The organism is Parapedobacter tibetensis (genome assembly GCF_024704835.1).
Lineage (GTDB): Bacteria > Bacteroidota > Bacteroidia > Sphingobacteriales > Sphingobacteriaceae > Parapedobacter > Parapedobacter tibetensis.
In genome coordinates, this window is sequence record NZ_JAMXBE010000006.1 from 1 (window position 1) to 13,874 (window position 13,874).

Here is a 13,874-nt window from a genome sequence, read left to right on the forward strand (position 1 = left end):
TCCGCTGGCTTTCACCTCGGTATGCCTGGCACAGACCAATTTTTTCCCGCCAAATGGAAACGTAGGGATAGGTGTTGCTGACCCACAGGAAAAATTAGAGGTCAACGGATCGATAAAACTCGGCGGTGCGGCCGAAGTCAAACTCACCCACAGCCTCAATGTCAGTTCACTTAACCCGGGGGTCACCCAACTGGCTGCATCCATCACCGGAAGAATGTGGGGCCATTTTTTGATAGATATCTACGGTAATGATGCTAAAGATGCCTTTGCTGTAAGGACCGACTCTGATAGTGATGGCGTCTTGGACAATATCCCTTTTTTGGTAAACAACTTAGGCAACGTAGGCATCGGCACCATCACGCCGGTTGATAAACTCTCCGTGAACGGCCGCATCCGCGCAAAGGAGGTCAAAGTGGAGACAGCCAACTGGCCGGACTATGTGTTCCACGAGGATTATGCACTACAGCCGTTGCCCGACTTGGAAGCCTATATCAAGCAGCACGGCCGTCTGCNGGAGGTCAAAGTGGAGATAGCCAACTGGCCGGACTATGTGTTCCACGAGGATTATGCACTACAGCCGTTGCCCGACTTGGAAGCCTATATCAAGCAGCACGGCCGTCTGCCCGGTATGCCGAGTGCGGAGGAAGCGGAAGCCGAAGGCATCGATCTGGGTGAAATGAACCGGAGGCTCCTGGAGAAGGTGGAAGAATTGAGCCTGTATGTCATCGAGCTGCGGAAGGAGATCGATGTATTGAGAACAGGGTCAGAGAATATACATTCCCATCAAAATTCAAAATAGGAAATAGACCAATTTTATGGAAAACTTAGAAAACCAGATATGACGAATGCAAGATACATTTTCCTGGTGTGCGGTTTGCTTGCGGACCTTGCGACGCATGCCCAATACGACGGTTCCGTTCCCCAGGTAACCACCGTTACGCCTAATGCGGCAGCTCTGTTCAAGGTGACCCAGCGGCCGCAGGGAAGTTATACCGGCACCACCCCCATCCAGATACCCTTATACCAGGTGACCGCCGGAAGCCTCAGCGTACCGGTGACGCTGAGCTATGCCAATGGCGGTATCCGGGTCGAGGAAATCGCCAGTTGGGTTGGGCTGGGGTTCAGTATTTCGGCAGGCGGGCGCATCACCCGCGTGATGAACGGCGTACCGGATGATGATATCACTAACGGCGGTATGCTCCATGCTTCTTTGAAACCATCCGGTTTTCCGGGAAATCCTCAAGTGTCCAATCTGTCGGATGTTGTCGCGGGGAATTTGGATATGGAACCCGACATGTACTATTTTGACTGCAACGGGATAAGCGGTAAATTTTTCTTTGATGAATCAGGTGAACCCCATATTGTCAGTCAGCAACCGATTAAGATTGAGAAGAAAATGATGAATAATGTCATTAAGGGTTGGATTATTACGGATCAAAGCGGCAATAAATACTATTTTGGAATGAATGGTGAACAAACCGTCAATTATGTAGATTATACTAACCTCTTATATACCAGTGCTTTAGGATATTCTATTCCTAACCCATCCCCAGTATACATCTCTTCATGGCATTTAGCTGAAATCAAGGACATGAGTAGCGAAAATGCCATAAAGTTTACTTACGTGTCCAGTTGGTCCAGTTTCTACACACTGTCTTCCGCTTATAAGCCAATTTCGGGGGTGTGGGGCCTTGATTGTTCTCCGAACGAAGGCTTCGGAGATGAAATTTTCGTTACGAACGAGACGAATGAATATATTCTCACTAAAATCGAAGGGGGAGTGGACTCGATAATATTCCGCTCGTCCTCAAATCGCCTAGACTTTTCTGGTGGCCGTAAGTTGGATGAGGTTTCCCTTTATGCAAGAAATAACCAATTTATAAAGGCACATAAATTTCATTACGGATACTTTAGTAAACCGGGTGAATCTGGTGGAGACAATCAGGTTAAACGTCTCAAACTATCCAAGTTAGTGGAAGTGGGCGACGTCTTAGAGGATAGCCTCACCCACACCTTTGAATATATTGAATCGGTGAATTTACCCCGGAGAGATTCTCGAGCAGTAGACTATTGGGGATATTATAATGGCAAAGACAATAATTCGACATTCATGCCCAACGGTAAATATTATTACTTAGATGCCACATATCAAATTGATAACTTGGCTGATCGTCGGGCATTTCCGCAATTTAGTATTGCCAATACGTTAAAAAAAATCATCTATCCAACGGGTGGTTACCGGGAGTTTATATATGAAGGAAATCAAGTTTTATTAAGAGAGGATTCGCAGATAGGTTCCGATGATTCCAATGTTACCTTTGCAGGTTTTTCTGAAGAGGCTGTACCTTTTGTTAACAGTTACACCCCTGTTATAAACAAGACCTTTACCATAGATAGTGACGAAGGTACTGCCAGTTTTACCTTTTTCTTGCATTTTAATTCCATAATAGGTAATATGGATGTTACCGTTAAGATAATTCGGGTATACGCGGTTGGCGACTATGAGATTATGAGTTTCTATGGGCAAGAGATCGGTGACTGGATTCTTGATAACGGAAATTATCGGATTGAGGTGTATCAAGGTAATGATACGGAGGTTGCCGTTGTTCAATGTCATTGGCCGGAATTGCACCAATCTGATAATTTGATAGGCAGATATGGAGGAGCTTATCGAGCCAATAACAATAATGCAGGAGGGGTCCGCGTGAAATCGGTAAGTGATTATGATCCCATATCGGGAAAAACCAATACGACAAGTTATTTATATAATTTGTTTTCAGATCCATCATTGACAAGTGGCCTGCTGGTTAGTCCCGTGCGTATGGCTAATATTGGAGGATGTGATAATCGGGATTGCAGATATCTTAAACTCAGCGGGCAAAGCACCTACCCATTGGCAGCACAGAACGGCTCTTATGTCGTCTATTCCGAGGTACGCACGATCGAAGAAGGAAATGGCTACGCGGATCGTACATATACTTTTGCGCTTGATGGCTTTCCAGTTGGGGGATATATGTATGATTTTCCGATTACGCCCCAACTTGATGCGAGCTGGAAGCGTGGAAAGCTACAGGAGGAAAAAGTATATAACAACGATGGTCAACTCTTAAAGGAAACTTATTATGACGGGAATGGGTGGAGTATAGATTCAAGTAATGGACCGTATAATGAAAACAGCCAAATCGGATGGAAAGTAGTGGGTTATTTTCAACCCAATGTGGTGTTTTGCTATAGGGATTACATTCTGACGAGTCAGTTCACCAATGTCGAAATTATGCGCGAACGTATATATGACCCGGTTACCGGTACATTCCAGGAGCGGTTGACGGAATATGACTACCATATCGACAATGGATATCCTCTATTAAAGGAAGAAAAGGTTATGCTGAATAACGGTACGGTAAGGAGTACGAACTACCGCTATGCGTTCAATGCTGTTGGTGATTTTACTTTCGGCCTTATCGCTAGCGAGCAGTCTATAAAAAACACGCTAAATGCTCGGCACTATTGGCAGCCGCTGGAAATCGTTGTAACGGAAACGCCAGACGGCGGTACTACCAAGGTCACTGGCGGCGCGAAATATGCATTCGGTATTTTCGCAGGTTCGAAGATACACTTGGCTAACTTGAAGCAATTTACTTCGGCAACGGATTACCGTGAGACCATCTTCTCCTCGTACGATAGCCGGGGCAACCTGCAGGAGAAATACCAGGTGGGAGGCCCACGGGAAGTCTACCTTTGGGGCTACTACGGTACCTATCCCGTGGCGAAGATACTTGGCAGCAGCTACACCACGGTGAGTGCTTGGGTGACGTCCTCCATACTGAACAACCCCGCCAGCGACGCGACCTTGCGTACCCATTTAAATGCCATACGAACCAACCTCAATAGCGGATCGGTACCCGCTCAGGTAAGCACATACACGTATAAACCACTGGTGGGCATGACCAGCGAAACCGATGCCAAGGGCCTTATCCGTTATTACGAATACGACCATTTCCACCGGTTAAACGCCGAAAAGGACAACAACGGCAACCTGGTCAGGAGTATCCAATACCATTACAAACAATAACTTTACAGGCCATGAAGACATTACTGATTAGCATACTGGTGATAGCCGCAGGCTTGCAAACCCGGGCACAGGTACGGGAAGGCCAACGCGACAAGCAACATCCGGACAGCCTGCACCTGCAAGCCGAGCGGATACGCAGCCACACGTTCACCACCGCCGATACCGCCAAGCTGGGTGCCATACAGGATATCCTCCGCGTGTATCAGCTGGCCAAGGAAAAGCTGTCCATCAGCGCGGATATCACCGAACCCCAACGCCTGCAATGGCAGCGGCTTGCGGCCGAGCGGGACATTGCCCTGAGTAAGGTGTTGACATATGATGAGCTCCGGGTGCTTGTGCAGTCGCTCGAACGGGTGCCACCCGCCAGGCGGCCGCTGCCCCCGAAACCGCAGGAAGAAAAAGACAAAACCATTGATCCGAAGCTATGAGAAGTCCCTTCAGTATCCGGAAATACCTCTTTGTGGTCACCGCCGCGTTGTGTTGGTGCCTGCCGTCCAATGCGCAGCTCACGCTCAACCAGCCCAACACAACGGGCACCTATACCGATCCGGTGAGCATCACCCTCGCTCCGGGCTTCCACAGCACGGGTAATTTCCATGCGTTCATCGGTACATCCAGCTCGGGCGTGCTGAGCAACTACAACTACATCCATGCCATCACGTACAAAACGGCAAGCACCACCGTCCCTTCCTCCTTTACCACGGCCAATTCCATACAGGAAGTGCAGTACTTCGATGGGCTGGGAAGGCCGATGCAGTCCATCGTGATCAACGGCTCGGCTGGTACCAAGGACCTGGTGACCCACCAGACCTATGACGATCTCGGGCGCCCTTACCGCCAGTACTTGCCATACGTGGCGTCCACGGTGGGTGGGGCCTATAAGACTGACGGTGCCACTGCTGCGGTAAGCTATTATCAGGGCACCCATGCCGGGGTGGTGCAGACCCCGTATCCCTACAGCCAGCCGGTATACGAGCCCTCGCCGCTGAACCGCATCGCCCAGCAGGGCGCACCCGGCGCGGCATGGCAGCCGTATAATACCGGCATCAGCGGATCGGGCCATACCCAGAAAGCAGACTACGCCACCAATGCGGCCAGCACAATCCGGCTGTGGACGCTGACGGGCAACGGCGCCAGCGGTACGGCGTACTATCCGGCGGGCGACCTGCTGCTCACGGTGAGCAAGGACGAGAACTGGACCACCGGAAAGATCGGCACCGCCGAGGAATATACCGACAAGCGCGGGGCGGTGGTGGCCAAGCGTGTGTGGCAGACCGAGAGCACCGCGCGCATCACCTATTATGTATACGATGCCTGGGGCGGCCTGCTGTACGTGATCCCGCCGGGCTTCACGGCCACCAGCTTCACGGAGGCCGATGCAAACTTCAGCCGGTACATCTACGCCTACAAATACGACGGCCTGCGGCGGGTGACCGAGAAGAAGATACCCGGCAAGGGCTGGGAGGAAATGGTGTACAACAAACTTGACCAGCTGGTGCTGAGCCGGGATGCAAAAATGAAGGCGGCAAACCAATGGCTGTTCAGCAAGTACGATACGCTGGGCCGCACGGTGGTGACGGGGCTGATCAGCAGCAGCGCAACGCGGGCATCGTGGCAAACTATGTTCAATGGCCAGACCCAGAACTGCGAGGCGCGCGACAACGGCAATGCCAGCGGCACAGGTATGGGCTACACGAACAACGTGCATCCCAAGACAGGCATCAGCGCCTACTACACAATCACCTACTACGACGACTACGCATTCCATAGCAACACGCACGGCAACCCCACGGGCAGCCAGCGCACGCAGGTACGGGGGTTGCAGACAGGCGTACGGGTGAACACGCTGGGCACCTCCACGCGCCTGCTGACCAATACCTACTACGATACGGAGGGCCGTGTGGTGCAGACCAAGACCCAGAACCACCTGGGCGGCACGGATGTGGTGACGACGACCTATAATTTCCCGGGGGATGTGGTGAAAACCAGCCGCACGCATACGATGTCCAGCGTATCCACCTTGGTGGAGACCCGCTACGACTACGACCACCTGCGGCGGCGGACGGACACCTACCAGAAGACGGGCAATGCATCGAGCACGGAGGTGTTGCTGTCCCGTCAGGAATACAATGGAGTGGGGCAATTGTACCAGCGCAAACTGCACCGGCTGAGCGGCAGCACGTTCGCGCAGACGGTGACGCACGGTTACAACGAGCGGGGCTGGCTCCGCACGGGCAATGCGGGTTTGTTCCTCCAGTTGGAGCTCCGTTACAACACGGGCACCACGCCGCAATACAACGGCAACGTCGCCAACCAGCTGTGGACAACAGCAGGCCAGACGGCCAAGAGCTACACGTACACGTATGACAGGCTGAACCGGCTGACGGCGGCCACGGCAGGAACGGGTACGCCCGCTTCCTACACCGAGAACGGCATCACCTACGATGCGATGGGCAACATCACTGCATTGAAGCGGGGCAGCGCAGCCGTTCAGACCTACAGCTACACGGACGGCAACCGGCTCACCAGCGTGAGCGGGGGCATCACGCGGAGCTATACGTATGACGTAAACGGCAACGCGCTCACGGACGGCACGAATACCTTCACCTACAATGTGCTGAACCTGCCCGCTACGGTGACGGGCACGAACGCATCCACCTACACCTACGATGCCACGGGGAAAAAACTCACAAGGACGAAGGGCGGCATCGCCACACACTACGCGGACGGTATCCGGTACACGGGCAATACGATCGATTTCGTGCAGACCGAGGCGGGCATCGCAAGGCGGGTGAACGCCACGACCTATGCCTACGAGTACAACCTGACGGACCACCTGGGCAACGTAAGGGTTACGTTTGACATCGATGGCACCACGGCAAGGCGCATCCAATCGGACGACTACCATGCTTTCGGGAAAAGAATCAGCGTGGGGGCAATCTCGGGAACAGAAAATCACTACCTTTATAACGGGAAAGAGCTGCAGGCAGGGCTTGACAGGTACGACTACGGCGCGAGGCTGTATGACCCAGTGATTGGACGATGGGGAAGCGTGGATCCAATGGCAGACAAGTATTATACATTATCACCCTTTACGTATGTTGCGAATAATCCAATTAATGCAATAGACCCAGACGGTAAACGTATCTTCTGGGTCGGAGGTGCAGGTAACGACCAGATAGGTTGGAATTATACAAGTATGTGGCAACGGGCTGTAACTGATGGAGGAATTGGAGGTTTTACCCGTATCAATGCGTCTCATGATAATCCTATATCTTTAAGGAATGGTAGTACACCTACTGGTGATATATACTTTACCTCTTCTGCACGAAGTTCTTCGTATCAACTAACTCCAATTTACAATAGAAGCGATCCATTAGGAAGTGCGCGGGGGATATATAATAAACGTATCCCTGTTCAAGACGCGCAAATAGACAAGGCATATGGAGCTATTTTGAGTAACATACAAGATTCGCCATTAGCTGAGGGAGAGCAATTCAATTTGATGGGGTATAGTTATGGAGCGGTTTTGCAGGCACATGTTGCCCTTAGACTAGCCAACGCTGGACATAAAATAGATAACTTGGTTTTAATCGGCAGTCCAATATCGACAAAGTCTGAACTTTATAAGTCTTTAACGAGTAATAAGAATATAAGACAAGTATTGCGATATGATATTCCGGGAGATAAATTAAGTAATCCAAAAAATATTCTGGAGTTCATACAAGGTAGCCGCCAAAACAGCGACCCAAATAACACGGGCGAGGGACCTCATTATGATTTGGCAAGACCGGGTGATGATACTTATGACAGGATAAGAAATGTTGTGGTAGAATGGTTAAGACAACAAGGAGTACAATAGATGAAAAACAGAATAGCTCTTAAAATATCGCTCATATTCTTCTTGATCTACGGGATGGTTTCAACATTCGGTTCCATATTTTTGGTTAGTTGGGGCGGAAACAGTTATTTCAAAAAAGTTTTGCTGTTTTTTTCCTCGTATCCTGTAAATTGGAACGAATTGATAGATTTGTCTTTGTGGTTCCTGCTGTTGAATATAATCTTTTGGTCTGTGGTCGTTTATCTGCTGGTGTTCTTTGTCATGAGTTTAGTAGCAAAAGCAAGGATTTTTAGGCATAGACAGAGAGTTGAATAACTCGATATACGATTACGGGGACAGGCTATACGACCCCGAAGTGGGTAGGTGGAATGTTTCCGACCCTGCTGCTGAAATGTTCCTTAGCCATAGTCCGTACGTGTACAGCTTCAATAACCCGGTAAATTATGAGGATTTTAACGGAACGGCTCCGGAGCAGGCAAGCAGCACAGACCCGATTAAGTTATTCGGGAAGCAAGTTGACATGTCCAATGCACCCGGGAGCAAAATCAACGCCGCAGGGCATCCCCGAAATGGGGCTTGGTTTTGGCGGCAAATGCTAGATAAGTACCCAGAAATGTTTAGTTCGGATAATGTTCAAAAGATAAGGACAAGAGGCACCCCCACTGTTGATGACCAGTGGATAAAATACAACAAAACCCATGCTGACTATAAGGGCGGGAAATTAATCCACCACCATATAGACCAAGGGAAGATGGCTACAGGCATACCTGAAGCTGCCCACCGGAAATATTTTTCTGACCTTCACCAAAATAGGGGAGGTCGGGCAAGGGGATTAGGTAAAGCCGGTAACGCTTTGGGGATCTTTGGTTTGGCATTGGATATTTTCAGCAGCTTGAGCGGAAACCCACATTCCATTGGCATGCAGTTTACCGCGGGACGGGATTTGAATACGCTATATTTCGACAGTGATACTGAACAATATTTTGAAGTGACAGGCCGTTCCGACGTAAAAGACGATAAAGGAAATGGCGTAGGGACAAAAATCACGTACAATACTTATGGAGGATATCGCTATAACAAGTCCACAGGCAAATACGAAGGGGTTGGCAAAACTGGCACCTATACTGCCATCCGATATGAGGATGAGGAAGATATACGGAGAATTCACCATCAGTTAATGAATGAATTATAGCAATATGACAGCAACCGAATTTGTAACCGCATTGAGAGGAATTCCGATAGAAGCCGACTTATTAAAAGCAAAGGGAGTATCGGACGCTTATATCGAAGACCTGAAAAAGGGCTTCAACGTATTGCCAAAAATGGATGTGTCAAGCTTTTCAACAAATCCGGTATTGGAATTAGTTGAGCGCTACGATTGCTCTATGTTAAGTATCGGAATGATCGAATTTAATACAGCAATAGAAGAAACGGAGGACTATTTTATTTTTGGAAGGTTTGAAGTAGATGAACTAGCAGTTTACCGATTATCTGAAGAAATTGTCATGCTTGAGCTCGGTTCCGAAAATGTCATCTGTTGTTGTGCTTGTAATGGTTCAAGCTTTTTAGATGCCATATCGATAGCCGCTGTGTTTTTCCAAAAAAGTGGACTGGACGATAAAATATATTACGACGAGCAATTAAACATCCAAATGGCCGAAGAATGCGGAGATGCGGCCGGCGGAGAGAAGTACGCTGATTTTTACCGGATGATGTTTGGGGTATAATCCTGTCAGTGTCTCACATTTGCAGGGGGCACCATTGTAATTGAGGATGCCTCTCGATATTCGGAAGCCATGGGGGCGATATTGAATGACGATGGTTACCGACCGACGAGCTTCGATGGCGCTCGTGTTTTTGTTTCTTGGGAAAACCCTTCCGGTATAGGAGCTGTCCACAGTGGGATAAAAAACAAAGATGGAAGTTTCTCCGCTGACTACGGATATGGTTTACCAACGTTGAATGTAGATTTCGATACTGCCCTTGGTTTCAGCAAGGAAGCCCCTAGACAGGGATTCTACGGTCGAGCCGGCAGCGACAAACAACTTTGGCCACGGAATGTTTATTTTTGGCCCCCTAGAACCGTTTGGAAATGCCCAGCTACCGTTTGGAAAAGGCTTATAATAATACGGTTCTGGTGCTTCGGCATACGCCGGCGGGTTATTTCCGTACGGAAATGGCGCATTTCCGTATGGTTTTGGTCTGGAACCGTATGGTTAAGGAGCCCGGTGGGTACCCGGGGGTTATTTCCGTACGGAAATGAAGCGTTTCCGTACGGCTTTAGGCTATAACCATATGGTTTTAGGTTGTAACGGTACGGTGAAGGCGCTGCGGCGTTCGGCTATATGCCTCCGGCATACGGTTTTGGACCGTTTCCGTATGTCAATAACCCGGAACCGTTTTATTCCAGGGTCCCGGCATACGACAATGCCTTCCCGGCGTATGGTTACCGTATATTTCCATACGCCGATGGCTTGGAATAGGATGGTTATGGCGCTCCGGCATACGGTTTTACACCCGCGGCGTTTGGTAATACCCCATTGCCGTATGCCTTTAACCCGAAACCGTTTTATGCTGCCTTACTACCGTATGGTTACCTCCATTTTCCGTACGGTTTGGCATATTTTCCGTACGGTTTGACGCCATATACAAACGGTTCCGGCCCATTTCCAAACGCCGCAGCCCTTAAGACAAACGATTCCAATGCATTTATATGCCCTCTTTCTCTGTGCAGCTATGAAGAGATTTGATGTAGTTGCAACCAAAAAGTTGAGGTCACACTTTACGAAGATACTGTGCGCAATTTCCGAAGCATAATACTTTAAGTTTCTTTTGTCAAATTGATTTTTTTCTTGCTTGCGTGAAAATATATTGTAAATTTAAAGTCTTATATTTATTTCACTAACCATTAAATAATTATGAAAAACTTAAACAAACTCAAATTCATCGCGCTATTATTAACTGCGCTGTTTGTGAATTTTTCTTGTAATAAAGGTGATTTACACGATGAACAAAATTTACAAGAGTCTGAGAACTTCGTCTCTAAAGAAAAAGCACTTGATGTCGTTTCTAAGTTTAGTTGGAGTAAGACTACCGTCCAAAAACAATCAAGTGTAAGCACCCCGCGTAAAAAGATAAAAGAGGTATCTCCCATTATGGACGAAAACTCCGAAGCAGCTTTTTATATTATAAATTACGAAAACGGGGGGTTTGTTATTCTGTCTGCGGATAATAGGGTTTCACCCATCCTTGCTTACTCTGAAACGAATAGTTTTAGAACAAATAATGCCGAATATTTTCCTGGATTAGTCAACTGGCTCGATGTTCACAAAGACTATGTAAAAGCTGTGAGAGAGAAGAACATTGAACAAACACCGGACATAAAAAAACTGTGGGAAAATCCGTCTCTTCTTGTTAATAATGATGTACATCCCCTTGGCGAAGGAGAAGGGCCAGGGCCCCAACCAGCTTGTGAAGACCATGTCGAAGAATATGGCCCACTTTTATTAACGAATTGGAATCAGGATTGCGGCTATAACGACCAAATGCCAGTAGTATCCTGTACTAATACCCCCTGTCTTTTTAATAATAGAGCCTATGCAGGATGTGTTCCGGTTGCAATTGCGCAGGTAATGAGGTACCACAACTATCCTACAAGCTATGACTGGTCTAATATGCCAACAGATAATGGTACTGCTGCTACAGCACAGCTTATCCGAGATATATGGGATACTATACCAAGCCATCTAAGATCGATAGATTGCAACGGTACAGGAGTAAGTAGCAGCCATAATACGGGAGGTGTTTTCTATCATTTTGGTTACTCTTCGGCAACCAAGGCTAATTACAGCTTTGCAACTGTTTTTTCCTCGATAAAAAATAACAGACCGGTAATATTGTCTGGTGCATCAGGAGGGTTTGGACATATGTGGGTAGCAGATGGCGCTATTGAATATTGGCAACAGGTTGGTGTGTGTCCTAATCCTGTTTGGATGGTTTTTAAATATTTGTATATGAATTGGGGTTGGGGCGGTCACGAAAATGGATGGTATTCTGATGGAAACTTTAATCCAGGCATATATAACTTTAACGACAATAGACAAATGGTTACAAGTATTGCACCTTAAATTATTACCACTTATGAAAACTTTCCCCCCCATATTCTAATTATAATGACCGTGTTTGGCTGTAAGAAAACGATAATGGTGATGGTAATTCGGTTGTAATCAATAATTCTATCGAATTGAGTTTAATTGACTCTGGTGGAATGAATCCTTATTCTTATAATATTGTGTAAGTTCTCGCTGCTTCAGGTAAAGGTAAGCTGCGGCTGTTTGCGACTGGACGAAAGCCCTTTCAGAATTTTTTCCCTATTTTTGGGGCATTGCCTATCTCTTGATATTAAATTATTATTAGCTTCCTCATAGCAAAATTGGGCTTTGTCTCCGAAGAGGCAAAGCCCAATATTTATTCATCGCAATGGCCAATCAATACCCAGGATTCTGTTGGCTTTCGATCCCGGGGTTAGCGTCAATCTCTCCCTGTGAGATGGGCAGTATTGTTTTATAGAAACTCCGGTCTATCGTTTTTTCCCGGTGAGGTATAGATATTCCGGCAAAATCATCGTTGAAGGTAATCGATTTATTCAGGCGTATCATATCGAAAAAGCGATGGCCCTCGGCAAACAGCTCTTTGCCTCGTTCATCCAGAATCATATCCAGCGTAATGGTAGCTGCTGTGGCTGGTAGCAGATTAGGTGACCGCTTGCGGATTTCATTCAGGTAACCCGCTGCCGCTGCTGGATTTGTTGGCAAGGCCGCTTCGGCCGCGATCAGATAGATTTCTGATAGGCGGATTACCTTAATGTTTACCGCTGTGCTGTTTTCTGGTTTACCGTCACCTTCCAATGCTACGCTTCCACTGTACTTATAGCAAGACCCCAACCGAGGCGTTTCGGATTCATCTTGGGCCATCACACCCCAGCGCACATCGTCTTCATCTTCCCCGAGCCGGTCAAGGAAATAGTCGCTGGCCATGAACCACCCGGCGGCTGTGGGGCTGTCGCCACGGCGTCTCAAATAGAAGCCCAACGAGCCAGAACCTAAATCTCCTTCGTTCGGAAAAATACCCAATTCAAAGATGGACTCGGTGCCAAACTGTGTTTTCCAGGAGTCAACCCACGCATTGTTGGCGTATAAGGAATAAACACCATCGTTGATGATTTCTTCCGCAGCACTCAATGCCTCGGCATGGTGGCCCATATACAGGTGCACACGAGCCTGTAAGGCTTTGTTTGCATAGTAATTCATGTATCCATTGGATTTTTGCTTTGAAAGCAGTGGAGCGGCAGTGGTCAGGTCGGCCAATATCTGCATGTAGTTTTCCTCTACACTAGCGCGTAATGGCTGCGCGGTATCTTCCAGAGGTTCAGTCACATTCGGAACACCGTACGATGCCTTGTCATCGGTATAAGCCTTGCCGTAGAGCCTTACCAAATCGAAATAGATAAGTGCCCTGGCCGTTAGCGCTCGTCCCTTAGCATTGTCGAAATCTTCAATAGTTCCCTCTTGTTCCAACTTTTCAATGTTTTCAAGCAGGTTGTTCATTTGCAGGATGCCCTCATATAAATGGGACCAATACGTGCCGTAATTATTAGCGGATTGCGTATGGTTAAAAGTGTACAGCGCATCCAACCCCCGCCCTTGAGAAAAGATAGTCAAATCCCCGCCCTTGGCATCACCATACATGACGAAATTACGGCCGTAGTAGTATTGATGGGTCATTCTCCTCATTAGGCCATTGATCACCACCTGCGCATCTGCGGCGGTCTTGATAGACGTGTTGGCATCACCGGCATTGCTGGGTTCTACGTCAAGAAAACCCTCACAGGAAGAGCAAACAACTATCAGCAGCACTATCCATATCATGTTTATCGTTTTCATCGTATTCATGTTTTAATTG

Annotated in this window: 8 protein-coding genes; 7 read left to right on the plus strand and 1 reads right to left on the minus strand. The window is 48.0% G+C overall.

The annotated features are described in order from the left end of the window. The first annotated feature begins 838 nt into the window (after nt 1–838). The 7 genes from NF543_RS11585 to NF543_RS11615 all read left to right on the plus strand — a co-directional run bounded on the left by NF543_RS11585 (nt 839) and on the right by NF543_RS11615 (nt 12,040). Complete coding sequence (locus tag NF543_RS11585) at nt 839–4,072, plus strand: hypothetical protein (RefSeq protein WP_257668290.1); 3,234 nt, start codon at nt 839–841, stop codon at nt 4,070–4,072. An 11-nt stretch (nt 4,073–4,083) separates the two neighbouring features. Continuing rightward, entirely contained in the window at nt 4,084–4,500 is a 417-nt protein-coding gene (locus tag NF543_RS11590) for a hypothetical protein (RefSeq protein WP_257668291.1), read from the plus strand. Continuing rightward, a complete protein-coding gene (locus NF543_RS11595; RefSeq protein WP_257668292.1) occupies nt 4,497–7,934 on the plus strand; it encodes a DUF6443 domain-containing protein in 3,438 nt (1,145 codons plus the stop codon). The genes NF543_RS11590 and NF543_RS11595 overlap by 4 nt, the downstream gene beginning before the upstream one ends. A 274-nt stretch (nt 7,935–8,208) precedes the next feature. After that, a complete protein-coding gene (locus NF543_RS11600; RefSeq protein WP_257668562.1) occupies nt 8,209–9,105 on the plus strand; it encodes an RHS repeat-associated core domain-containing protein in 897 nt (298 codons plus the stop codon). A gap of 4 nt (nt 9,106–9,109) precedes the next feature. After that, a complete protein-coding gene (locus tag NF543_RS11605) occupies nt 9,110–9,640 on the plus strand; it encodes a hypothetical protein (protein WP_257668293.1) in 531 nt (176 codons plus the stop codon). Between the two features lie 365 nt (nt 9,641–10,005). Continuing rightward, nucleotides 10,006–10,176, plus strand: a complete 171-nt coding sequence (locus tag NF543_RS11610) for a hypothetical protein (protein ID WP_257668294.1) — start codon at nt 10,006–10,008, stop codon at nt 10,174–10,176. 655 nt (nt 10,177–10,831) lie between these two features. Next, entirely contained in the window at nt 10,832–12,040 is a 1,209-nt protein-coding gene (locus tag NF543_RS11615) for a C10 family peptidase (protein ID WP_257668295.1), read from the plus strand. A gap of 360 nt (nt 12,041–12,400) precedes the next feature. Here the strand turns inward: NF543_RS11615 and NF543_RS11620 are convergent, their stop codons facing one another. Beyond that, on the minus strand, nt 12,401–13,855 hold the full coding sequence (locus NF543_RS11620) for a RagB/SusD family nutrient uptake outer membrane protein (protein ID WP_257668296.1): 1,455 nt from the start codon (nt 13,853–13,855) through the stop codon (nt 12,401–12,403). Nucleotides 13,856–13,874: the final 19 nt, after the last annotated feature.